Origin of the sequence: Massilia pinisoli (assembly GCF_024753285.1) — a bacterium.
GTDB classification, from domain to species: Bacteria; Pseudomonadota; Gammaproteobacteria; order Burkholderiales; family Burkholderiaceae_D; genus Telluria; species Telluria pinisoli.
The window spans coordinates 111,854-134,866 of record NZ_JANUGW010000018.1 but is presented as its reverse complement, the minus strand read 5'-3'; the positions used below and the strand labels follow the sequence as shown (position 1 = coordinate 134,866).

Genomic DNA, 23,013 nt, shown 5'->3' with positions numbered 1-23,013 from the left:
CTTCTTCCTAAAAATCGAGGATGCGTTCCCCGGCAAAGCGCGATGAACCTTAAAATTCGCGTATTTTATGCGTAAAATTTCTCGCGAATTCTCGTGTGACTCGCGATTGGCCTACGCTTCCATTACGACGAAATTGCGCGCCACCGGCTGCGATTCCGCCGGCGGCATCGCCTTCGAGATCAGATAGCCCTGGATCTCGTCGCAATCGAGCGCGCGCAGCATGTCGACCTGCTCCATCGTCTCCACGCCTTCCGCGACGATGCGCATCGCGAGCGCGCGCGCCATCGTCACGATCGCCCGCACGATCACGATGCCGCCTTCCGTCTTGCCCAGCTGGACGATGAACGCGCGGTCGATCTTGAGGCCGTCGAAACGGAGCTTGTACAGCTGCGACAGCGACGAATAGCCCGTACCGAAATCGTCCAGCAGCACCTTGATGCCAGTCTGGCGGATCGCCTGGATGGCGCTCACGACGGAGGCCGTCTCGTTCATCACGGACGATTCCGTCAGCTCGACCTCGATCAGGCTCGGGTCGACACCGTGCGCCTCCAGCGCGCGGCGGAGCGTCTGCGCCACGTCCGTGTCGTTGAACTGGCGCGGCGACACGTTGATCGAGACGGGCACGAGCTTGTCGCCGTTCTTGGCCCAGAGCGCCAGCTGGGCGCAGACCTTGTCGATCACGAGGTCGCCGAGCTTGAGCACGAGTCCCGTCTCCTCGACGAGAGGCACGAATTCCGCAGGCGACACGACGCCCCGCGTCGGGTGCACCCAGCGCACGAGCGCTTCGAAGCTCGTGATCGAGCCGTCCGCCAGATCGACGCGCGGCTCGTAGTACATGACGAACTGGTCGTGCGCGAGCGCATGGCGCAGCTCGCGGATGCGCTCCAGGCGCGCCTTCAGCTGGTCGTGGAACTTGCCGTCGAAGAAGCGATAACTGCCGCGGTCGCTCGTCTTCGCGGAATACATCGCGACGTCGGCGTTCTGCAACAGCTCGCGCGGTTCCTTGCCGTCGGTCGGGAACAGGCTGATGCCGATCGAGGCACCGACGACGTATTCGCCATACGACAGGCGGATGCTGCGGCGGAACGCGCGCTGGATGCGCTCGCTCGCCTGCGCCGCGTCGAACGGGTCCGTGATGTTGTCGAGCACGATCACGAACTCGTCGCCGCCGAACCGCGTCACGCAATCGTGGGGCCGGACGGCTTCCTTGAGGCGGTGCGCGGCCGTGCACAGCAGCTCGTCGCCGGCCGCATGGCCCCACGTATCGTTGATCGCCTTGAAGCCGTCCAGGTCGATGAACAGCAGCGCGAACATCTTGTTCTCGCGCTCGGCGCGGGCGATCGCATCGCGCAGATGGCCCTCGACCCAGTAGCGGTTGGGCAGGCGGGTGAGCGGGTCTTCGTTGCTGCGCCGGAGCAGCTCTTCTTCATGCACGCGATCTTCGGTGACGTCGCGGGCCGACACGGCCAGGTTGTCGCCGTAGCGGAACATCTTCAGGGTGACCCACTTGGCCGGGAAGCTGTCGTGCGGGCGGCCCAGCGTCACTTCGTTATAGCCAGTGTCCATCGCGCGGCGCAGGCTCTGCATGCGCGTTTCCAGCACCTCGCCTTCGTAGAGTTCCGTCACCTTCTTTCCGATCAGCTCGCGGGGTTCGCGCGCCACCAGTTCCGCGGCGCGCCGGTTGCAATCGATGACCTCGAAGTCCTTGACGGCGCCGTCGTCGTCCCATTCGGGGCGCAGCATGTAGAAGCCCTCGTTGCTGGCTTCCGTGGCCATCCGGTAGGTGTCGCGGATCACGCGCAGATCGTTGTCGCGGCGCGCGAGACGCAACGAATTGCTCATCGCAAGTAAGGTGAACAGGACCACGGTCGTCGTCCCCAGCAACGCGCTGCTGATCCACGCGCTGCGCATCGCGTCCCAGGGCGCGAGGGCGGCCTGGTAGTCGAGACCCACCACGGCATTCACGCCGCGGCGGTCGATGTGTTGCCAGCCGACGAAGCGGGGGCGGCCGTCGCCGAACCATGCGCCGTCCCCGACGAGCATGCTGCCCGCCGACAGGCGCAACGGGGCCGCATGGACGAACCCCGGCTGGCGCACGGTGCCCGCTGTGCCCTCGGACCGCAGCGCCCGCGTACGCCCGTCGTCGCCGACAAGGGCCTGCAGGCCGTCCTCGCGAAAGACCGCCTCCGCATCGCTCATCGTGAAGTAGGCGGGATCGACGGCGACGACGACGGCGTCCGCGAACTTGCCGTCGCGGTCCGACAATTCCCATGCGAAGAGCAGGCGGTGCCTGGAACCGCTGCGGCTGTCGATCGGCACTTCATCTACGAAGAAATTGACCGGGATGCCACGCTGCACCCGGGGCAGGATGTAGGCGGCGGCGGCCGGAGACAGCGTCGTCGGCGCGGTGGACGTCAGCACGCGGCCCTCCGCATCGACCACCGACACGAGCATGCGCGCGCCATCGACGAACAGGCCGTGTTCGTCGGCGAAACCCAGGTGCACGTCGCCCTGCCTCGATTCCCAATCGTATTTGACGTATCGGGCGGTCTGCTCCACTGTGTCCACTTCGCGCAGGATCTGCTGGGCGTAGCCGTTGGCGAGCGTGCGTGCATCCTGCAGCGTCCGGAGTTCGAGTTGCTTGCGCTCGGCATGCAGTTGCTGGAACAGGATGAGCCAGGCAAGGCCCAGCATGACCACCGCGCCGATCGGCCAGGCCAGCAGGCGCCAAAGGTGCTGCTTCCAGAATGCGGGGCCGCCGGTACTCGCATGCCGGGCTGCCGCGATTCGTGCCCGCAAGTCCGTCAATAGTTTGCGAAACATTGCTCGCCCCCGTCCAACGCCCCTGAATAGAACGTACTGCCGATGCCGGAAAAATACAACGATTATCGGCGCGCAAGTTCCGGCCGGAATTGCTTGCGTTGCGGCGCCCTCAGGTATACAGTGTATACATGACGACCAAGCAACGGATTCTTGACATTGCCATCGACGAGCTCGAAGCGAAGGGGTTGACGGGCCTGAGCCTGCGCGCCGTCGGCCAGAAGGCCGGGATCACGCCCATGGCCGTGTATCGCCATTTCGCGGACAAGGCCGCGTTGCTGGAAGCGCTGGGCGCGCATGCACTCGACCTGTGGCAGCGCCGGGTCGAGGCCTACGCGGGCTTGCCGTTGCTGGAAGGCTTCGAGGCGCTCTCGACGGCATTCGTCGATTTCGCACTGGATGAGCCGGCACTGTTCGACGCCGCATTCGTGCTGCAGACGCGCGCGGAGCGCATCTACCCGGACGATTTCGAGGCCGGGCGTTCGCCCGTCATCGGCGGCTTCGCGCGCCGACTGGCGGAGGGACAGGCGGCAGGCCTCGTGCGCGCGGGCCCGCCGCTGGAACTCGCGCTGGCCGTGTGGGGCGTGCTGCAGGGCCTCGTGACTCTGCACCGTTCCGGACGATTCAACCTGTCGCGCCCCGAGTTCACGGCACTGTGCCTGCGCTCGGCGGCGCGCATCTACCTCAAGGACGACGCACGATGACACGATGGGGCATTGCTTGCGCACTGCTGGCGGGCGCATTGCTGGCGGTGGGCCATGACACGGGCCGGTTCGGGTGGCTGGTCCTCGCGGCGCCCGTGCCGCTGCTCGTGGTCGCACTGCGCGCGCCGCGCGCGTGGCACGGTGCCGTGCTCGCGTTCGTGGCCGGATCGATGGGCGAGGCCGGCCCCATGTGGTTCTATGGACGTATCCTGCCTGCGGTGTATGCCCTCGCGGCCTGCCAGGCCTTGATCTTCATGCTCACCGTCCTGTTCATGCGCGGGCTGTACCGGCGCTTTCCCGCCGCCGTGGCCGTGCTCGGGTTCGCCGTCATGACGGCGGCGCTGGATTACCTGCGCAGCCTCGTCTCGCCGAACGGCAGTTTCTTCGCGCTGGGCTATGCGCTCGTCGACGTCGTGCCCCTGCTGCAGACGGCCGCGCTGGCCGGTGTGCCCGGGCTGAGCTTTCTCGCGGCCGTCGTCCCGGCCGGGCTGGCCGTCCTGTGCGTGAAGCCGCGCGATGCAAGCGCGGCGCTCGCCTGGTCGGCGCCCGTGCTCGCGGTGCTGGTCTACGGCTTCTGGCAGCTGGCGCAGCCGCCGGGGCCCTCGGTGCGCATCGCCCTGCTCGGCGACGACCGCTACGCCGGCAGGGTATTCCACCATCCCGAAGCGGGGCCCGCCATCGCCGCCGCGTTCGCGGGCCAGATCGCCGCGGCCGCCGCGCATGGGCCGGCGGCGATCGTCGTGCCGGAAAAGATGCTGGCACCGGGCGCTGCATTCATACCGGCGCCGGGCAGCGTCATCGTCGCCGGTGTCGATGCGCCCTCCTCTGCAGGCCGGCGGCTGAACATCGCGGCGGTGTACGGTCCCGGCGGTGCCGCCACGACCTACCTCAAGAAGCGCATGGTGCCTGGCCTGGAAGCGGAATACGTGCCGGGCACGACGGAGCTGGTCACGCAGGTCGGCGGCTTGCGGACGGGCGTCGCCATCTGCAAGGACATGGACTTCGCGCAAGACCTGCGCCTGTACGGCAGGCGCGATGTCGGCCTGATGCTCGTGCCCGCCTGGGACTTCGACCGCGACGCCTACCTGCATGGCCGGATGGCCATCGTGCGCGGCGTCGAGAACGGATTCGCGCTGGCGCGCTCGGCGTCGCAAGGGTTGATGACCCTCAGCGATGCGCACGGCCGCATCGTCGCCGAACGGCGCACGACGCAACGGCGCACGAGGGCGGGGCCGGCCATGCTCGTCGGCGACCTTCCGACGGGACGCGGGGGCACGGTCTACAGCCGCATCGGCGACGTCTTCGCGCAGGCCGCGGTGGCGGTGTGGCTCGGCCTGCTGGCGCTGCTGGTTTGGCGGCGCAAGCGCCTGGCGCCAGCCGCCTGAACGGGCGGGCGCCGTTCAGCGTTCAGCGCTGCGCCATCTTCGCCGTCGCCACGATGACCTGGCTCAGGCGCGAATCGGTGACGTCGCGCGGCACATAGCTCATCATCATGTCGTCACGGGCATCACCGCGGTTGAATTCCATGATCACCTTGCCGTCGCGCGATACGAACCGGTCCGGCGATTGCGCGACGAGGCGTATCGCCCGCTGCTTGTCGATGCGGGCGACGATACCGTTACTTCCCGGCTCGACCTTCAGGTGCCAGCCGTTCGACAAGCGGTAGGCGCCGCTGACGGCGTCGACCTGGTAGTCCCCGATGAGATAGGGTGCGGGCGGGGCCGTCACCTCGACCGTCGTGATCGGGGTGGTGTCGTCGGTGACGGGATAACTCCCGGACTGGGCGCCGGCAATCGGCGCGAGCAGCAGCAGGGATGCGGGAAGTGCGAGAGAAAGGGGGCGCATGATCATTCCTTCGAAACAGGTGGCGTACGGGACACGCACCACGCACAGTCGCGCGGTGCCTGGGCCTTCCGGTGCCGCGATGCGGGCCTGGCCGGCAGCGGCAACCTCAGTCTAGGCCGATGGCCACTACCCACAAGGCCTATGAAGGGCGCATCACGAAAGAGTCTCGATTGCGCTTGAATCAGATCGATGCGAAATGACTCGCGTCCGGCCGCGACGGGCCGCTACCCGTATCGCGATGCGCGGCGCGAACACGGCATATGCACGCCGGCGCGCGACGGTGAATGACGGTCACGCGGCGGGGGTGTCCCCGTCTACCACGACGCGATTGCGGCCGCCACGCTTTGCCGCATACAAGGCCTTGTCCGCGGCCTCGATCAGTGCGGGAACTTCGCGCAGCCGCGCGCGATCAAAGCTTGCGACACCGATGCTCAGCGTGACCATCGGCCAATGGGCCGCGGGCGCATGCGGCAGCGCCAGTGCGGCCACGTGTTCGCGGATCGCGTTCGCGTGCAGCCTGGCCTGCTCGAGCGACGTGTCCGGCAAGACCGCCGCGAATTCCTCGCCACCATAGCGTGCCGCCACGTCGGCCGGGCGCTTCAGTTTGGCGGCGAGGGCCTGCGCGACGGTCGTCAGGCACGTGTCGCCTTGCTGGTGGCCGAAGTGGTCGTTGTAGGCCTTGAAGGAATCGATGTCGATCAACAGCAGCGACAGCTCGCCTTTCGCCCGTTGCGCGCGGCGCAGTTCGCGGTCCAGTGCGACGTCGAAGTAGCGGCGGTTGGCGATGCCCGTGAGGCCATCGACGTACGACCGGGCACGCAGCGATTCCGCGTGGTCGAGCAGGCGCTTTTCGCGTTCGACGGTGCCGCTGACGTCGCGGATCTCGATCATGCAAAAGCGCTGCTCGCCGTCGCGGAACGGCGTCACCGTGATCGCCTGTTCGATGCGTGGTCCGTCGAAGCTGCCCGCTTCGCGCAGAGGAAACGGTGCCCGGCTTTCCGTTTGCGGGATGGCCGTGCTCGTGCCATCGGCCAGCGCGCCCAGGATGGCCGCTTCGACGCGCGAACCGCGCAGTTCGGGGAACACCTCGAACAGCGAGCGCTCGCGCACGCGCGCGGCGGCGCGGGCGGAACGCGGCACCATCCAGCCATTCCACAGCACGATGTTGTGATGGGCGTCGAGCACGATGATCCCGCTGTTGACGAGATTCAGGGCGCGCATGGACAGGTCGGTGGCGGTATCGGCGTCGATCGGGATCATGTTCTTTTTTAGTATCCTAAAATCAATTGATGATACCGCAATTCAACCGCCGTGCGGCGCCGGCCCGGCGTGCTCAAACCGGTAATTGTTGCCAATTTTCACGAAAACACTTGGCCATGCGCCGGCGAGCCGCTATAATGCTGGCCGTCGGGTCGTTAGCTCAGTTGGTAGAGCAGCGGACTTTTAATCCGTTGGTCGCTGGTTCGAGCCCAGCACGGCCTACCAGATACAGACAGGAAGCCCACGCATTTCGGTGCGTGGGCTTTTTGTTTTTCCGCTCAGCGCAGCCGCCGCACGAGGTCGACGACGACCCGTTCCAGCGGCGTCGGACCAAGCCGCCCGACCGCGCCCGGGTCGCTCGACATGCCGATGTGCCCGTCATTCAATCCACGCGTCATCTCGATGAAACCGCCCAGGGCGGCGTTCGAGAACCCGGCCTCCACCAGCGCCGCGGGCCACTGCGCTTCCGGTAGCACGGCCACGTCGACGGGCGTGCCGAGCGTGGCCGACACGATGGCGGCGACATCGTTCGGCGCGTAATCCTGCGGCCCCGCCAGCGTGACGGCGCCGGCGCCCGTCCACTCTTCCCGCAGCAAAGCGGCCGCGGCAGCACCGACGTCCGCCGTCGCCACCATCGGGATGGCGCGCTGCGGCGGTGCGAGGAACGTCGGCAGCGTGCCGGTGCCCACGGCGTGTGCAATCAACGGCGCCCAGTTCTCCATGAAGTAGGCCGCGCGCAGGAAGATGGTGTGAATGCCCGCTTCGCCCAGGCGCTGCTCGAACAGGCGGTTCATGCCGATCCAGCCCGTACCGCCGTCACGGTCGGCCCCCACGGACGACAGCGCCACGAGCCTCGGCACCCCGGCCTCGACCGCGGCGCGCGCCGCGGTGACGGCGATCCGGTCGGCCACCTCGAACAGATCGTCGCGCCCGTACTGCTGAGGATTGACGACGTAGGCGCCCTGGACACCGCTGAGGGCCTTGGTCATCGCGCCCGGGTCCGTCAGGTCAGCGAGCGCGACCTCGGCGCCGCGTTCGGCCCAAGGGCGGCCCTTGGCCGCGTCGCGCACGACGACGCGCACCGCGTGCCCGGCGCGTAACAGCGCGTCCGCGGCGGCCGCGCCGGTACGGCCCGTCACGCCGAACACGGCATAAGGAAGAGATGAAGCAATCATGAAAAATCTCCTGTGAAGTTGAACCGGAAGCGTGCATGATTGCGCGACATGCATCAATGACATGAAAGTCATAACCAACATGCGCCAAGTGGATTTGTCCGGGGTCGACCTCAACCTGCTGAAAGTGTTTGAAGCGCTCGTGCGGGAGCGCAGCGTCACCCGGGCGGGCCTGTCCCTGGGCTTGAGCCAGCCCGCCGCCAGCCGCGCGCTGGCGCGCCTGCGCACGATGCTGGGCGATCGCCTCGTCGTCCGTGGCAAGCTGGGGCTGGAACTCACGCCGCGCGGCGAGACGCTGGCGGATCGCGTGTCCAGGTTGCTGGACGATGCGCGCGGCATCGTCGCGCCCGCCATCTTCGATCCCGCAGCGGCGCGTGGACGGATCACGATCGCCGCGCACGACCACCTGAGCCTCGTGGTGCTTGCCGGCCTGCTCGTCCGCTTCGAGCGCCAGGCGCCCGGGCTGAGCCTCCATATCGCCCAACCCGCCGGGGACAACGTACGGCTCATCGAAGAGGGTGGCGCAGACCTCGCACTGGGCATCTTCGACCATGCGCCCGGCAGCCTCCACCGGCGCGGGCTGTACACCGACGACTTCGTGTGCGTCGTGCGCGCGGGACACCCCGTCGCGGCAAGCGGACTCGATCTGGACCGCTACGTGGCGCTGCGCCACGTCGCCGTGACGATTTCCGGGGTCGGCGACAGCGCGGTCGATGTCGCTCTCACGGCGCAAAAGCTCGCGCGCCACGTCGCGCTGCGCGTACCGCATTTCCTGGCCGGCGCGATGCTCGTCGCGGACAGCGACATGATCCTCACGCTGCCGAGCCGCCTCGCGCACCGGCTGGCGGAACGGCTTCCGCTCGCGCTGCTGGACGCGCCGTTGCCTATCGCCTCGCTGTCGCCCGCCATGATCTGGCACGAACGCGTCCACGGCGACCCGGCCCACGTGTGGGTCAGGCAGCAGCTGGTCGACGTCGTCGCATCATTCAAGTAAGCGGGTCACGAACCTGACCAAATTCGTTCCTGCAGACGATTAATTGGCCCTAGTCAACAAAAGCGCTGTTGGCGCCCCCTACACTAGGCGGCTCGTCCCCCAACCGCCTTGCAAGGACCAGCTCTATGTCGTCGAACAAGGTTACGTCCCTGTCCCGTCGCATGTCGTGCGCGCTCGGCCTGCTTGCCGGCGGGCTCCACGGTGGCGCGCTGGCGCAGGCGGGTCCCGACCTGAACGCCCTTCCCCTCGAACAATTGCTCAACCTCGATGTGGTCACGGCATCGAAGATCCCGCAAAAGATCAGCGAAGCGCCATCGTCGGTGACGGTGATCACGGCCGAGGACATCCGGTTGCGCGGCTACCGCACGCTCACCGACGTGCTGCAAAGCGTGCCCGGCGTGACGGTCTCCTATGACCGCAACTACAACTATGGCAATGTGCGCGGCCTGGGCAATCCGGGCGACCTGAACACGCGCCTCTTGATCCTGATCGATGGACGGCGCCTGAACGACGTCGTCTACGACCAGGGCGCCATCGGCACGGAGTTCCCCGTCGACTTGAACCTGATCGAGCGCGTCGAATTCGTGCCCGGTCCCGGCTCCGCGATCTATGGCAGCAGCGCGTTCTTCGGCGTCGTGAACGTGATCACGAAAAGCGGGGCGGCGCCCGGCGGGGCCACACTGAGTGGCGGTGCGTTCACGGGCGGCGGCCGCGAGGCGCGCGTCGTGGTCGGCAACCGCACGGCCGGAGGCACCGCGCTGCTGCTGGGTGCCTCGTCGTTCCACAGCGCGGGGCGCGACCTGTACTTTCCCGAATACAACGACGCGGCCAGCCACCACGGCGTTGCGACGGGCCTCGACTACGATCGCTACCACCGGATGTTCGCCAAGCTGGATGCGGGCGGCCTCGTCGCCGAAGCGTATTTCGGCAGCCGCACGAAAGGCATCCCGACGGCGTCGTACGGCCAACAGTTCGACGACCCACGGCCCTGGACACGCGACGAATACGCGGGCGCCGGCCTCACCTGGCGCCGCGCCGTGTCGGACACGCTCGACGTGTTCGCCAGCGTGAACGTGGCGCGCTACCGCTACGCGAGCGTCAACGTCACGGAGCCCGCGTCGACAGGCCCCACGCGCAGCATCGACGCGGCCGACAGCCGCAGCGGCGGCGCGGAACTGCGCGTCATCAGCAGCGCGCTGTCCGGCCACAAGCTCATCGCGGGCGCGGAATACGTGCGCGACAACCGCCGGCAAATGGCCAACTACGACGTCGATCCGTACAAGCTGTACTTCGACAGGGACCACCCGAAGCACCAGGCCGCCCTGTACCTGCAGGACGAGATGCGGCTCGGCCCGCGCGTCATCCTGAACACGGGCGTGCGGCGCGACGCCGATTCCGAAGGCGGCGCCACGACGAACCCGCGCGTGGCCCTGCTCTACAAGACGGCGCGCCAGGTGACGCTGAAGGCCTTGTACGGCACGGCGTACCGCTCAGCCAACGCGTACGAGCGCTATTACACGTTCGACTACCGGGCGAACCCCGCGCTGCGCTCGGAACACATCCGCACGTATGAACTGGTGGCCGAATACTTCCCGACCGACCGCTTCCGCGCCACGGCATCCGGCTTCCAGTACCGCCTGCGCGACATGCTGGCGCTGGCGAACGACCCGAACACCGGCTACCTGTACTTCTCGAACATCGATGCCGCCCGCGCCACCGGCATCGAAATGGAGGCCGAATGGCTGCGCGAGGACGGCAGCTCGCTCAAGGGGAGTGCGAACGTGCAGTCGGCGCGCAACGACGTCACCGGGCAGTGGCTCGCCAATTCGCCGCGCCGGCTGGTCAAGCTGAACTACACGTCGGCGCCGCTCGGGGAGCATCTGCGCGCGAGCGCCGAGTACCGCTTCACGGGCCGGCGCCGCACGGTGCAGGCGAGCGAGGTCGGGGCGTTCGGCGTCGTCAACCTGAACGTCGTCGGGACCATCGGCACGCACGTGGAACTGTCGGCCGGCGTGTTCAACCTGCTCGCCAGGCGCTACGCAGATTCCGCGAGCGAGGAACACTACGACAACAGCATGCCGCCGCGCCACCTGAACGCGATCGGCCAGGACGGACGCACCTGGCGCGTCGTCGCGACGCTCAGGTTCTGACGCTCAGGTTCTAACAATGACGCCCGCCCGCCTCGCCCGCTTCTCCCGCACACTCCTGCTGTGCTGCGCGCTGCTGCCGGCGGCCGCCCGCGCGCAGGAAGCCGGCGAATACGCGGCCAAGGCGGCGTTCATCTACAACGTCGCGCAGTTCAGCAGCCTGCCGAACATGAATGGTGTCGTGCGCCTGTGCGTGCTGGGCCGCGACCCGTTCGGCAGCGCGCTCGGCACGCTGGAGGGCAGGATGCTCGGCAACGCACGCCTGACGATCCTCTATCCGCACACGGGCCCGGAAGCCCTGATGCAATGCCACATCCTGTACATCAGCGCGTCCGAAGCCGACGACATGGCGGCGCTGGCCGAGGGCGCCCGCGCGGCCGGCGTGCTGACGATCGCGGATACCCCCGGTGCCGCGCGCCGCGGCGTAATGCTCGAACTGGTGCTGGACGACAGGCGCATCGCCTTCGAATTCAACGGCACCGCGGCGCGCGGCGCGGGTGTCGTGGTCAGCTCGAAGGTGTTGCGGCTGGCGCGTGCGATCTATTGACGAACGGCCGTGGCGGACGACAAGCATGGAACACTTCATCGAATGGATCAACCGGCAAGCGCTGAGCACCAAGCTCAAATGGACCTATCTCGCGACCTGCGGCGGCGTGATGTTCCTGTCGACGCTGTTCCTCATCGGGATCCAGCTGTATTTCTTCACGGCGGCGCTGATCCGGCAAACGCAATCGCAGGCGACGATGGTGGGCGAGAACCTGACGGCCGCGATGGCCTTCGCCGATACGGACGCGGCGCGCGACATCCTGTCCGCGCTGCGCGTCGCGCCGGACGTCCAGTCGGCCGTCGCGTATGACGCGCACGACCGCGCCTTCGTCAGCTTCGCGCGCGACCCCGACACGCCGCCCGCCGCGCGCGACACGCGCGCGCGCGAGACGGCGATGGATGTGCGCGGCGTCAGCGTGACGCGCCCGATCCGGGTCGGCAACCGCCTGCTCGGCACACTCGTCGTGCGCAGCAGCGTGACGAGCGTGTACCGCCAGCTCGCGCTGTATCTCGCGCTGGCGCTGCCGATGATGCTGGCCCTGCTCAGCCTCTCGTATTTCGCGCTGTCGCGGCTGCAGCGCTTCTTCACGGCGCCGATCCTCGCGCTGTCCGCGGTGAGCGAGCAGATCTCGCGCCAGGGCGATTACTCGCTACGGGCCGACGTGCCGCCGGCCGCCGACATCGGCCTTTTGGCGCGCACGTTCAACGGCATGCTCGACCGCATCCAGAAGCGCGAACGGGAACTGGAAGCGGAGATCAACGAACGCAAGCGCATCGAAGTGAAGCTCGATCGGCTCGCCCACTACGATCCCGTCACGCAGCTCAACAACCGGCACTTCTTCAACGAACGCCTGGAAGCCGTCATCGCGCGTGCGCGCAAGTTCGACGAGCGCACGATCCTGATGTTCATCGACCTGGACAACTTCAAGACCGTCAACGACACGCTGGGCCACGACATCGGCGACGAGCTGCTGCGCCTCGTGTCGCGCCGGCTGTCGGAGACGCTGCGCTTCGGCGACGTCCTGTCGCGCATCGGCGGCGACGAATTCGGCATCATCCTCGAGAACGTGAACCAGGTGCGGGTCGCGTCGATGATCGCGGAAAAATGCCTGACCAAGCTGGCGGACCCGATCCACATCCACGGCCACGACATCCACATCGGCGCCTCGATCGGCATCAGCGTCTACCCGGACGACGCGACCGACATGCACGCGCTGCTGAAATACGCCGACACCGCGATGTACTACGCGAAGAACGGCGGCAAGAACGCGTGGCGCACGTTCACGCCCAGCATGCGCGACGACGCCCATAAACGCTTCAAGCTGGACAACAACCTGCGGCGCGCGCTGGAACGCGACGAGTTCGTGCTGCACTACCAGCCGCAGGTCGATCTCAAGAGCGGCGATATCGTCGGCGTCGAGGCGCTGATCCGCTGGGTCCATCCGCAGCTGGGCATGGTCAGTCCCAGCGATTTCATTCCCGTCGCCGAGGACTCCGGCGTGATCGTGCCGATCGGCGAATGGGTGCTGCGCGAAGCGTGCCGCGACGTCAAGCGGTGGCACGAAGAGGGGTATCCGCTGCGCGTCGCGGTCAACCTGTCCGGCCGCCAGCTCAAGGAGAGCGCCCTCGTCGCCAACGTGCTCGCGACGTTGCGCGAGGCGGACGTCGACCCGTGCTGGCTCGAGCTGGAACTGACGGAGAGCATGCTGATGGACGCGTCGACCGACATCCTCGACCGCCTGCATGCGCTGACGGACGCCGGCATCCAGCTCGCGATCGACGACTTCGGCACTGGCTATTCGTCGATGAGCTACCTGAAGACCTTCCCCGTGCGCGCCTTGAAAGTGGACCGGAGTTTCGTGCGCGGCCTGCCGCAGAATCCGGAAGACGCGGCCATCACGCGCGCCATCATCGCGATGGCGCGCAGCCTCAAGATGGAAGTCGTGGCCGAGGGCATCGAGACGCAGGAGCAGAACGACTTCCTGCGCGCGAACGGCTGTGACAAGTCGCAGGGCTATCTGTACGGCCGTCCGTGCCCCGCCGCGCAGATCGGGCAGATGCTGGCCCGCGCGCGCGCGGGCGCCTGCGCCGTCGACTGATTTATCCGGCGCGCCCCGTCACCACTCGACGACGACGGACGTCATCGGCGCCAAGGCCAGCGGCGCGCGCAGGTCGACGGCCGCTCCCGTCAGCACGTTTTTGCCCTGGCGCGCATCCTTCACCATGCCGGCGAAGCGGGACAGGTCCAGCTGCGTGGCCTTGGCGTTCTTGTTCAGCACGACCATCACCGTCTGCTTGCCGTCGTGGCGGAAGTAGACGTACTGCCCGTCACGCGGCAGGTAGTGGGTCAGCTTGCCGTACTTGACGGCGGAGCTGGTCTTGCGCCAGTTGAACAAGGTGCGTACGAAGTGCTGCATGTCGCGCTCGCCGTCCGTGAGGCCGGCACCCGTGAACGCGTTCACCGTGTCGCCCGCCCAGCCGCCCGGCATGTCCGCGCGCAGCACGCCGTCATTGCGCTGCTTCGGGCCCTGGATCAGCATCTCGGTCCCGTAGAACACCTGCGGGATGCCGCGCGTCGTCGCCATCAGGATCACGTCGGACTTGAGCAGGTCGACGTTGCCGTCCACCTGCGCGAGCGCGCGCGGGCGGTCGTGGTTGTCGGGGAAGACCAACAGCTTCAACGGGTCCGCGTACAGCCAGTCTGCGGCGATGGTTTCGTAGATGCGGATCAGGCCCTGGCCGCCCTCTTCCGGGGCCGTCAGCGCCTGCGGGGCCGTATCGACGAGCGGGAAATCCATCACGGTAGGCAGGCCGGAACGGTAGCCGTCGCGGTTGACGACGCCCTTCTGCCAGTACGCGACCATGTACGGGCGGTCGTCCATCTCTTCGCCGACGATGTTCAGGTGCGGGTATTCCGCGGCCACGGCGCGGTTCCAATCGACGAGGAACGCGGGGTCGGCGTACGAGTACGTGTCCTCGCGGATGCCGGACAGGTTCGCGTACTCGATCCACCACAACGTATTCTGGATCAGGTAGCGCGCCGCCAGCTTGTTCTTCTGGTTCACGTCCGGCATCGACTTGTCGAACCAGCCGTCGAAGAAGCGCGCCTTCTCTTCCGGCGCCGCGTGGATGTCCTGCGCCACCGTGTGCTGGTTATTCGTCTGCAGGTACGTCCTGCCGTGATTGATCCAGTCTGATGCGGGCATGTCCTGCATCCACCAGTGGCCCGTGCCGATGTGGTTCAGGACGACGTCGTGGATCACGCCGATACCGCGCGCGTTCGCCGCCGCAACGTAGTTGCGGTAGTCCTCGTTGGTGCCGAAGCGCGGGTCGACCTTGTAGTAATCCGTGAGCGCGTAGCCGTGGTACGAATAGGCCTGCTGGTTGTTTTCCAACAGGGGCGTGGGCCAGACCATCGTGAACCCGAGGTCGCGGATGTAATCGAGGTGCGCCTGCATGCCGGCCAGGTCGCCGCCATGCCGTTTCGTCGGCTCGCTGCGGTTGCTCTTCTCACGCATGCCTGCATCGTCGTTGGCCGGGTTGCCGTTCGCGAACCGGTCCGGCATCAGCAGGTAAATGGCGTCGCTCGAATCGAAACCGCGCCGCTCTGCCGACCCTTGCCGGCGCGCTTCCAGGCGGTACGGATACGTCGTCACGACGTCGTTGCCCCGCTTGAACTGCAGCTTGATCTCGCCCGGCCGCGCCGTCGCACCGATCTTCAGGTTCACGAACAGGAAGTTCGGGTTGTCCGTGCGCTCCACGCCGGCGATGCGCACGCCGGGGTAGGACAACGCAGGCTCCAGCTCGGCGATCTTCTCGCCGTGCACCATCACCTGCAGGTCGGACCACTTCATGCCGACCCACCAGTTCAGCGGTTCCACGTGCTCGATGGCATACGGCGCGGCGCCCGCCCACAACGCGGGCACGAACGCCGAGATGGCCAGAATCAATTTCTTCATGATGTCTCCACAGTAATTTGTAGTAAAGTAACATCATAAACTCACGATTTCAAGGCATTATTCCCCTTGAATGTAGTTTTACTTCTACATGCGGTCGGCACCGAAATACAGTAAGCTGTACGCCCCATGCCGCAGACCATCCTCACCCCCGTCCAGCACGAACTGATCATCAAGAAGAGCCGCTTCATCGCCTGCGTGCAGCCGATGCCCGACCGGGCCGGCGCGCAAAAGATCGTCGCGGGGCTGCGGGCCGCGCATCCGGGCGCGGCGCACGTGTGCTGGGCGCTGCTGGCGGGCGGGCAATCGGCGGCCGTCGACGACGGCGAGCCCAGCGGCACGGCCGGACGTCCCATGCTGGACGTATTGCGCCACCAGGATCTCGAAGGCGTGCTGGCGACCGTCGTCCGCTATTTCGGCGGCGTCAAGCTGGGTGCGGGCGGGCTCGTGCGCGCGTACACGGACAGCGTGGCGCAGGCGCTGCTCGGCGCCCAGAAAATGCCCATCATCCGCCAGCGGCACCTGCGCTGCGACGCATCGTACCCGCTCGAAGGCCTGGTCCGGCGCGAGCTGGACGCGGCGGGCGCCACCCTGGACGACGTCACCCACGCAGACGTGGTCTCGTTCGCCTTTCACCTGCCCGAGGACAAGGCCGCCCCAGTCATTGCCCGCCTGAACGAAGCGGGCAACGGCCGTATCGACTGGATCGCGGAAAACGAAGAGTCGTAAGCAGACTCGGCGTGATACCGCTATCATCGAGGGCTATACCGGACATCACGACTCGAAAGCGGACTCCTCCGCCTTGAGTCGCCATAATGTCCGGCTTCCTCATCTCCGCACGTTTTTGGCGAAAACACAATGATCAAGAAAAGCCTGGCCCCGCTGGCCCTGGGCGGTTTCGGTATCGGCATGACGGAATTCGTCATGATGGGCATCCTGCCCGACATCGCGACCGGCCTCGACATTTCCATCCCGCAGGCGGGCTACCTGATTTCCGCGTATGCGGTCGGCGTCGTCGTGGGCGCGCCCACGCTCGTCAGCATGCTGTCGCACCGGCCGCCGCGCAGCGTGCTGATCTGGTTCATGCTGATGTTCACGGCGTTCAATGCGCTGTCCGCGTTCGCGCCGAATTTCCACACGATGCTGTTGTTCCGCTTCCTGGCCGGCCTGCCGCACGGCGCGTTCTTCGGCGTCGGTGCCGTCGTCGCCACGCGTCTCGCCGACAAGGGCAAGGAAGCGGCCGCCCTCGCGAGCATGTTTTCCGGGCTGACGCTCGCGAACGTGCTGGGCGTCCCGGCAGGCACCTGGCTCGGGCACAACATGAGCTGGCGCTTCGTGTTCCTCATCGTGGCCGCCATCGGCCTCGCCACGATGATCATGCTGCACAAGCTGGTGCCGTATTTCGAGGCGACGCCGGGCGCCGGCCTGCGCCAGGACTTGAAAATCTTCCGCAAGCCGAACCTGTGGCTGGCGCTGGGCATCACGTCGATCGGCACGGGCGGCTTCTTCGCCTGGCTCAGCTACATCGCGCCGCTGCTGACGGACGTCACGCACTTCCACGCCAACACGATCCCGTTGATCATGACGGCGGTCGGCGTCGGCATGACGGTGGGCGTGAACGCGGGCGGCAAGCTGGCGGACCGCATGGCGCCGCTGCCGGCCATCATCCTGCTGCTGATGTCGATGGTCGCGCTGCTGTGCATGAACGCCCTGCTCGCCGGGTCGCAACCCGCGATGATGGTGCTGGCGTTCGCCGTCGGCGCGAATGCGCTGGCGCTGGGGCCGCCGATCCAGATGCTGCTGATCGAGCACTCGCGCGAGGCCGAGATGCTGGGCTCGTCGCTGGGCCAGTCCGGCTTCAACATCGGCAACGCGCTGGGCGCCTTCCTCGGCGGGATTCCGCTCACGCTGGGCTATTCGTACGCATCGCCGCAATGGGTCGCGGCGGCCCTTGCCCTGTCCGGCGTGTGCCTCGCGCTCGCGATGCGCGCGCATGGGCGGCGCAGCGCGGTGGCGGCGCTGGCCTAGGCAGCGCCGTTGCCGGCAGTGCTCAGGCCTGCCGGCGTTTCCTTCTCCCGATCGCCGCCGCGGCCAGCCCGGCCAGAACCAGGGCCGCGCTGCCCGGCTCGGGCACCTGCGCCGGGGTCGCCTTGTCGGCGTGCGCGGCCGGCGTCAGGCCGGCGACGTCGACCGGGTTGAAGTAGTGGTTCGCATTGACCTGGACCGTCGACGACCAGGTATCGACGATCACGTTGCCGTTGACGACACCCCAGTTCGCCGTCTGCGTCGCGTAAGGCGCCAGCACGCTGCCGATCACCCCGCGCACGTCGATGCTGGTCGCCTCGTAAAAATTGAACAGCACGTTGTAGCCGCTCAGCGGCTCGAAGCTGATGCCGCCGTTGTTGAAGGTGCCGGCGGTGCCGCTCACGTTGAACACGAGCGTCTCGCCCGGTACGAGCTGTTCCAGGGTCCAGCTGCTGGAATTCGAGAACAGGTCCGACGACACGTCGAAGACGTCGACGCCGCCATGGCCGCTGCCCGTCACCCTGACGCCGCTCCACAGGCGCGCCACCGCGCCCGTCGGGTCGACGCCGGACAGCGCCCCGGCCAGGCCCTTGTAATAGTTCGGCGCGGCCTTGAAATCGACAGGCGACTGCGCCGACATCGGCGGCGCTGCGGCCCACGTCAATGTGGTTGTGCCACCCACATAGGCCTTGCCGTTCTCGATCGAACCACCCTGCAGCGACAGGTTGCCGCCAGCGACGAGCGCGTAGCCGTCCGCGCCGAACGCATCCTTGTTGTTGTGGTTGATCGAATAGCTGGAAATCGTGACGTTGCCGCCAGCAACGACCGCACCCTCCACGTCGCTGGACGATGCGGTGACATCGCGGATCGCGTACAGGTTTGCGCCGCCGACAGGGTCCATCAGGTTCAGGACGCCTGCCTGGGCGGAGCCGACGCCGATGGCGGCGATCGCAAGAACAATGAGTCGGTTGCGCATGAAATTGCTCAGTGGAGTGTATTTACTGCCAACATTACCATTGTTTGCGATAACATTCCAATATTATTTTCCCACTGGGAATTGTAGTTGCAATATTATCACTCATCCTGCATGGACTGAACCCCCGGCACGCCAGCCGTCGTGGTCACGCACGCGAATTCGCCGTGCAGGCTCGCGATGGCCGTCGCATGCATTTGCTCCGCGCTGAAATACGTGCCGTCCGGCCCCGTGCGCTCGTGCGTGGCGCAGGCATCCTCCACGAGGAAGATATGGAAGCCGAGATTGGCCGCCATGCGCGCCGTCGTCGACACGCAGTGGTCCGTCGTCAGGCCGCACAGCACGACCGTCGTGATGTCCGCTGCGCGCAGCCGCGCTTCCAGGTCCGTGCCGATGAACGCACTGTTCACGTCCTTGCGCACGATGGTCTCCCCGGCCACCGGCATCGCCTCCGGCTTGAACGCATGGCCGGGCGTGCCCGGATAGAACGCCCCTTCCCTGCTGCGCGAGCCGTGCTGGACGTGGAACAGCGGGCGTCCTGCCGACCGCCACGCGGCCAGTAGTGCCGCGATGTGGCGCTCCGCGTCCGGATTGTTGCGGCGGCCCCAGCGCGGGTCGAGGAAGCCCTGCTGGACGTCGATGACGACGAGGGCGGCGTTGGCGAAGGTGTGCATGCGTATCCTTTCAGCGATGTCGGTAAAAGCCCATGGTCGCCGCCCCGTCGTGCCCGCGCTACCGAAATGGCCGATAATCGAGCCTCCAACCATGAAGGATTTCGATGGCCATGAAGCTCAGCCAACTTCACATGCTGGTGGCGGTGGCGGACCACGGCAGCTTCAGTGCCGCCGCCGCGCAACTCGATTGCACCCAGTCGCGCATCAGCCATGCGATCGCGGAACTGGAACGCGAACTGGACACGCGCCTGCTTGCGCGCACGCACGAAGGCTCGCTGCCGACGGAAGCAGGGCTGCGCGTGCTGGACAAGGCGCGCCGGATGCTGCATCTGGAAGACAGCCTGCGCGCCAGCGCGCGCGCACACGACGCGATCGCGGGCCGCGTGCGCATCGCATGCTTCCGCAGCATCGGCACCCATTTGCTGCCGTACGCGGCCGAGGCGCTGGCGGCGCGCCATCCCGACCTCGTGCTCGACATCGACGATGGTTGCAACGACCGCCTCGAGGTCGTCGCCGCGCTGCGGGCCGGCCGGGCCGACATCGGCATCGCCCAGCTGCCCGTCGAGGAGGGCTTCGATGTGCGGCCGTACGTGGCCGACGACTACGTGCTCGTCGTGCCCGCGGCGCGCGATTTCGTGCTGCCCGTGACGTGGGACCAGCTGGACGGCCTGCCGTTCATCCGCCTCGGCTGCACGGGCGCGGACGCGATCCTCGCGCGCTGCCGCGCGGCCGGCCTGGAGACGCCCGCCGCGCGCACGCTTGGCAACGACACGAGCATCGCAGCGATGGTCGCGCGCGGCATGGGCTGGTCGATCCTGCCGCGCCTCGCCACGTTCCCCGAACCGGACGACGTGCGCGTGCTGCCGCTGCCCATTCCCGCGCGGCGCCAGTTCGCCCTGGCCGGACCGCGCGCCGCGATGGCCAGCCCGCGCGTGAAGGCCGTGCTCGACGTATTGCGCGACCGGCGGCTGCTGGCCACGACACGCGTGGGCCTGGCGGGCATCCTGCACTGGTCATGATGCCAACCATGGCCGGGGCATGAAATCCATGACCTCCCGGATCAATTCTTCATGACCTCGGGCGTGATTGAGCGGCGCCGGACTAACCGCGACACTGTGGGCTTCACCAACACGGGAGTCCACCATGTCCGAACATATCCGCAAGGCCCACGCCTTCCGCGCGCTGCATGCGCCGGGCGCGCCGCTCGTACTCTTCAACTGCTGGGATGCCGGCAGCGCGCAGGCCGTCGCGGCCGGCGGCGCGCCAGCCCTCGCCACGGCCAGCTGGGCCGTCGCTGCCGCCAACGGTTATGCCGACGGCGAACAGCTGCCCCGTGACCTCCTCATCGCCAACATCGGACGCATCGCGCGCGCCGTCGCGCTGCCCGTCACGGCCGACCTGGAACGCGGCTACGGCGTGACCGCGGACGACGTGGCCGACACCGTCACGCAAGCCGTCCGTGCCGGCGCCGTCGGCTGCAACCTGGAAGACGGCATCGATGGCGGCGGCCTGCGTCCCGCCGCCGAGCAAGCACTGCGCCTGCAGGCCGCGCGCGCGGCCGCCGACCGGCTCGACGTCCCGCTGTTCATCAACGCCCGCACGGATGCGTTCCTGCTCGCTGCGCCCGGCGAACACACGCCGGAACTGCTCGAGGCGACGCTCGCGCGCGCCCACGGGTATGCCGCGCATGGCGCCGACGGCCTGTTCGTCCCCGGCCTCGTCGATGCCGCGCTGATCGAACGGCTCGTGCGCGCATCCCCGCTGCCCGTCAACCTGATGGCCGCCGCCGGCACGCCGCCGCTGGCCACGTTGCGCGACCTCGGCGTCGCGCGCCTGAGCCACGGGCCCGGACCGTATCTGCTGGCGATGCGCGCGCTGGAAGCTGCCGCCCGCGGAGCCGCCGCGTGAAGGCCGTCCGACGCGCGCTCGCGGCGGCGCTGCTCACGGCCGCGGCCACGACGAACGCGTCCGACCACCTGGATTCGCCGAAGGTCATCGCCGACCCGCGCGTGGACATCGGCGACATCTATGCGTGGACGTCGGCCGACGGCCGGCGCCTGAACCTCGTGATGACGATCGTGGGCCACGTCTTCGACAAGGACGCCGAGTACGCATTCCACGTCGACAGCGGTTCCCGCTTTCCCGATACGACGGCGCGCACGGACATCGTCTGCCGCTTCGCCTCGATGACGCAGGCCGATTGCCTGATCGGGCGCGACGAGACCATCCAGGGCGACCCGCGCGCAACGGACGGATTGCAAAGCGCCAGCGGCAGGAGTCGCCTGTTCGCGGGCGTGCGCGACGACCCGTTCTTCAACAACGTCAGGGGGTCGCGTGCCGCCTTCGACCTCGCGGCGGCCGAACTGAAACAAGGGGTGCCGCGCGACGCGGCCGGCTGCCCCGCGTACACGCCGGCGCAGACGGCCGCCATCCTCGACCAGTGGCGCCACACGGATGGCGGCCCGGCCCGCAACTTCCTCGCCGGATGGACGCCGGCCGCGATCGTGCTGTCCGTCGACCTCGGCCTCGTGAACCGCGGCGGCCCCGTGCTCGCCGTGTGGGCCGACACGACGGTCGGCGACGAACGCATCGACCGCATGGGCCGGCCGCTGACGGGCAACGGCCTGCTCGCGCATCTGGGCAGCGACGAGGAAGCCGACGCGTACAAGCTCGCCTACAACGCGGCCACACCCGACACGGCGGACGTGTTCGTGCCCGTCATCGCCAGGTCGCTCGCGCTGTACGACGGCTACGACGGCCATTGCGGCAACCAGCTCATGGCCGACCAGGCCGCGCCGCCCGCGCAACGCTACCTGCCGCTCGCGAAGCTGCTGGCCGACGACCGGCTGTGGGTCGACAGCACGGCGCGCACGTGCACGCAGCTGTTCGCCGTGGAGCTGGCCGCGCTGCCGGGCGGCGCGCGGTTCCGCCACGACTGCGGCGGCCGCACCCTGCACTACGACGCCGTGAACGTCTACCGCTCGCTGCTCGCCAGCGGCACGAACGATTCGGTGACGGATGGCGTGCGCGCAGACGACCGGCAGCATTCCGACGCGGTGTTCCCGTTCCTCGCCGCGCCCGCCGGCGCGAAGGCCGACCGATGAGGGCGCGCTTGCTGCCGGTACTGGCGCTGTGCGTGGCCCTGTCGGCGGGCGCGCACGATTTCTGGGTCAATCCCGACCGCTTCATCGTGTCCGTCGGCGCCAGCACGCAACTCAGCATGCAGGTCGGCCATGGCGACGCGCGCCGCAGCTCGCCGATCCCGTCGCGCCGCATCGTGCGCTTCGCCGCATGGACGCCGGCCGGGGACGTGCTCGACCTGAAGAGCGACGGCAAGCTGGCGGCGACGGAAGCGGGCCTGCACCTGCTCGTGCTGGAGACGGACGCGAACGCGCAAAGCCATCTGCCGGCCGACCGCTTCAACGCGTACGTGCGCGACGAGGGATTGTGGCCGGCGGCCGCCGCGCGCGAGCAACAGGGCACGACGGATCGCGACGCCATCGAACGCTACCGGCGCGTGGCGAAGGCGCTCGTGCAGGCCGGCGCGCCGGGCGAAGGCAGCCAGGAGCTGGCGACGAGACGCCTCGGCCTGCCGCTGGAAATCGTGCTGGCGCGGCCGCCTGCCGATCCGGACGACGGCGACACGCTGGCCGCGCAGGTCCTGTTCCAGGGCCGTCCGCTGGCGCGTGCGCTCGTCAAGCTCACGGATCTCGACCACGACGCGGAGCCCGTCGCCGCGCGGGCGACGGACGGCGACGGCATCGTGCGCTTCCACCGGCCACCGCCAGGCAACTGGCTGTTGAACGTCGTGTGGACCACCCCGCTGTCCGGCGCCGACGGCATCGACTTCGACACGATCTTCTCGAGCCTGTGCTTCGCCGTGCCGGCGCCGTGACC

General features: G+C 67.8%; 19 protein-coding genes and 1 tRNA gene. 13 read left to right on the top strand and 7 right to left on the bottom strand.

What is annotated here, in order from left to right:
* Nucleotides 1-111 precede the first annotated feature (111 nt).
* A complete protein-coding gene (locus NX784_RS21360; RefSeq protein ID WP_258818713.1) occupies nt 112-2,823 on the bottom strand; it encodes a bifunctional diguanylate cyclase/phosphodiesterase in 2,712 nt (903 codons plus the stop codon).
* Nucleotides 2,824-2,951: 128 nt separating this feature from the next.
* Between NX784_RS21360 and NX784_RS21355 the strand changes: the two genes are divergently transcribed.
* Both NX784_RS21355 and NX784_RS21350 read left to right on the top strand, forming a co-directional pair.
* Nucleotides 2,952-3,524, top strand: a complete 573-nt coding sequence (locus NX784_RS21355) for a TetR/AcrR family transcriptional regulator (protein WP_258818712.1) — start codon at nt 2,952-2,954, stop codon at nt 3,522-3,524.
* On the top strand, nt 3,521-4,909 hold the full coding sequence (locus NX784_RS21350) for a hypothetical protein (protein ID WP_258818711.1): 1,389 nt from the start codon (nt 3,521-3,523) through the stop codon (nt 4,907-4,909). Before NX784_RS21355 ends, NX784_RS21350 begins: the two co-directional genes overlap by 4 nt.
* Before the next feature lie 22 nt (nt 4,910-4,931).
* Here NX784_RS21350 and NX784_RS21345 read toward each other — a convergent pair whose 3' ends face one another.
* Nucleotides 4,932-5,369, bottom strand: coding sequence for a hypothetical protein (locus tag NX784_RS21345; protein WP_258818710.1), 438 nt, complete (start codon nt 5,367-5,369; stop codon nt 4,932-4,934).
* 291 nt (nt 5,370-5,660) lie between these two features.
* A complete protein-coding gene (locus NX784_RS21340; RefSeq protein WP_258818709.1) occupies nt 5,661-6,629 on the bottom strand; it encodes a sensor domain-containing diguanylate cyclase in 969 nt (322 codons plus the stop codon).
* Nucleotides 6,630-6,778: 149 nt separating this feature from the next.
* Here NX784_RS21340 and NX784_RS21335 point away from each other — a divergent pair.
* Nucleotides 6,779-6,854: transfer RNA gene (locus NX784_RS21335), tRNA-Lys, on the top strand.
* Nucleotides 6,855-6,907: 53 nt separating this feature from the next.
* Here the strand turns inward: NX784_RS21335 and NX784_RS21330 are convergent.
* Entirely contained in the window at nt 6,908-7,804 is an 897-nt protein-coding gene (locus NX784_RS21330; RefSeq protein WP_258818708.1) for an NmrA family NAD(P)-binding protein, read from the bottom strand.
* A gap of 61 nt (nt 7,805-7,865) precedes the next feature.
* Here NX784_RS21330 and NX784_RS21325 point away from each other — a divergent pair, with 61 nt between their 5' ends.
* The 4 genes from NX784_RS21325 to NX784_RS21310 all read left to right on the top strand — a co-directional run bounded on the left by NX784_RS21325 (nt 7,866) and on the right by NX784_RS21310 (nt 13,587).
* Nucleotides 7,866-8,795, top strand: a complete 930-nt coding sequence (locus NX784_RS21325; RefSeq protein WP_258818707.1) for a LysR family transcriptional regulator — start codon at nt 7,866-7,868, stop codon at nt 8,793-8,795.
* Between the two features lie 125 nt (nt 8,796-8,920).
* Nucleotides 8,921-10,945: a TonB-dependent receptor plug domain-containing protein gene (locus tag NX784_RS21320; RefSeq protein WP_258818706.1), complete on the top strand. Its 2,025-nt coding sequence runs from the start codon at nt 8,921-8,923 to the stop codon at nt 10,943-10,945.
* 16 nt (nt 10,946-10,961) lie between these two features.
* Nucleotides 10,962-11,489: a YfiR family protein gene (locus tag NX784_RS21315; RefSeq protein ID WP_258818705.1), complete on the top strand. Its 528-nt coding sequence runs from the start codon at nt 10,962-10,964 to the stop codon at nt 11,487-11,489.
* 25 nt (nt 11,490-11,514) lie between these two features.
* On the top strand, nt 11,515-13,587 hold the full coding sequence (locus NX784_RS21310; protein WP_258818704.1) for a putative bifunctional diguanylate cyclase/phosphodiesterase: 2,073 nt from the start codon (nt 11,515-11,517) through the stop codon (nt 13,585-13,587).
* An 18-nt stretch (nt 13,588-13,605) separates the two neighbouring features.
* Here the strand turns inward: NX784_RS21310 and NX784_RS21305 are convergent, their stop codons facing one another.
* On the bottom strand, nt 13,606-15,447 hold the full coding sequence (locus NX784_RS21305; RefSeq protein WP_258818703.1) for a glycoside hydrolase family 13 protein: 1,842 nt from the start codon (nt 15,445-15,447) through the stop codon (nt 13,606-13,608).
* 126 nt (nt 15,448-15,573) lie between these two features.
* Here NX784_RS21305 and NX784_RS21300 point away from each other — a divergent pair, with 126 nt between their 5' ends.
* The gene (locus NX784_RS21300; protein ID WP_258818702.1) at nt 15,574-16,173 is read left to right on the top strand and encodes an IMPACT family protein; all 600 of its coding nucleotides are present in this window, start codon (nt 15,574-15,576) and stop codon (nt 16,171-16,173) included.
* Nucleotides 16,174-16,302: 129 nt separating this feature from the next.
* Nucleotides 16,303-17,472, top strand: coding sequence for an MFS transporter (locus NX784_RS21295; RefSeq protein ID WP_258818701.1), 1,170 nt, complete (start codon nt 16,303-16,305; stop codon nt 17,470-17,472).
* Between the two features lie 22 nt (nt 17,473-17,494).
* Here the strand turns inward: NX784_RS21295 and NX784_RS21290 are convergent, their stop codons facing one another.
* Together NX784_RS21290 and NX784_RS21285 are read right to left on the bottom strand one after the other, a co-directional pair.
* On the bottom strand, nt 17,495-18,445 hold the full coding sequence (locus NX784_RS21290; RefSeq protein ID WP_258818700.1) for a choice-of-anchor A family protein: 951 nt from the start codon (nt 18,443-18,445) through the stop codon (nt 17,495-17,497).
* Between the two features lie 98 nt (nt 18,446-18,543).
* Nucleotides 18,544-19,116: a cysteine hydrolase family protein gene (locus tag NX784_RS21285; RefSeq protein ID WP_258818699.1), complete on the bottom strand. Its 573-nt coding sequence runs from the start codon at nt 19,114-19,116 to the stop codon at nt 18,544-18,546.
* 110 nt (nt 19,117-19,226) lie between these two features.
* Here NX784_RS21285 and NX784_RS21280 point away from each other — a divergent pair, with 110 nt between their 5' ends.
* The 4 genes from NX784_RS21280 (at nt 19,227) to NX784_RS21265 (ending at nt 23,011) form a co-directional block, all read left to right on the top strand.
* Nucleotides 19,227-20,135 carry a LysR family transcriptional regulator gene (locus tag NX784_RS21280; protein ID WP_258818698.1) on the top strand — a complete coding sequence of 303 codons (909 nt, stop codon included), beginning with the start codon at nt 19,227-19,229 and terminating at the stop codon, nt 20,133-20,135.
* Between the two features lie 124 nt (nt 20,136-20,259).
* The gene (locus tag NX784_RS21275; RefSeq protein WP_258818697.1) at nt 20,260-21,024 is read left to right on the top strand and encodes an isocitrate lyase/PEP mutase family protein; all 765 of its coding nucleotides are present in this window, start codon (nt 20,260-20,262) and stop codon (nt 21,022-21,024) included.
* The gene (locus NX784_RS21270; protein ID WP_258818696.1) at nt 21,021-22,220 is read left to right on the top strand and encodes a DUF4331 family protein; all 1,200 of its coding nucleotides are present in this window, start codon (nt 21,021-21,023) and stop codon (nt 22,218-22,220) included. The genes NX784_RS21275 and NX784_RS21270 overlap by 4 nt, the downstream gene beginning before the upstream one ends.
* Complete coding sequence (locus tag NX784_RS21265) at nt 22,217-23,011, top strand: DUF4198 domain-containing protein (protein WP_258818695.1); 795 nt, start codon at nt 22,217-22,219, stop codon at nt 23,009-23,011. The genes NX784_RS21270 and NX784_RS21265 overlap by 4 nt, the downstream gene beginning before the upstream one ends.
* Nucleotides 23,012-23,013: the final 2 nt, after the last annotated feature.